The following is a 644-nucleotide window of genomic DNA, read 5'->3' as shown; positions in this document are numbered from 1 at the left end:
CGGCTTCGTAACCGTCATTCACGTACTGGCTAATCGCTGTGCCACCAAAAGCGGTCATCCAAAGCACACAAACCGTCGAAGGAATCAAAATAACGCAGATGATAAATTCACGAACCGAACGTCCACGTGAAACGCGAGCGATAAACATGCCCACGAATGGTGACCAAGAAATCCACCAAGCCCAGTAGAACGCCGTCCAACCTTGCGAATAGTTCACGTCTTCACGTTCAAACGGCATAGACAATGCGGGAATGTTAGTGATGTACGACGCAATGTTGTCGAAAAAGCCAGTCAAAATCGCCATTGTTGGGCCAACGATGATCACAAAGAACAGCAACATCGCCGCCAGAATCATGTTGATTTCAGACAGACGTTTTACCCCACTATCAAGGCCTGCAACCACCGAGATCAGCGCCAATACCGTGATCACTACAATCAACACGACTTGAGTTGTGTCGGTCATTGGCACACCAAACAAGAAGTTCAAACCTGTTGCTGCTTGTGAAGCGCCATAGCCGAGCGATGTCGCCAGACCAAATACCGTCGCAACAACCGCAAGAATGTCGATAATGTGCCCTACCCAGCCCCAAACTCGTTCGCCAAACAGCGGGTAGAAGATGGAACGCATGGTCAGTGGCAACCCT

At 49.8% G+C, this 644-nt stretch carries 1 protein-coding gene; it reads right to left on the bottom strand.

Annotated elements, in window-relative coordinates; all coding sequences use genetic code 11:
• On the bottom strand, positions 1 to 644 hold a 644-nt coding region (locus tag R7Q11_RS27065), incomplete at both ends, for a BCCT family transporter (protein WP_225467097.1).

This window comes from Vibrio sp. 970 (assembly GCF_033339075.1).
This window is presented reverse-complemented; position numbering and strand designations above follow the sequence as displayed.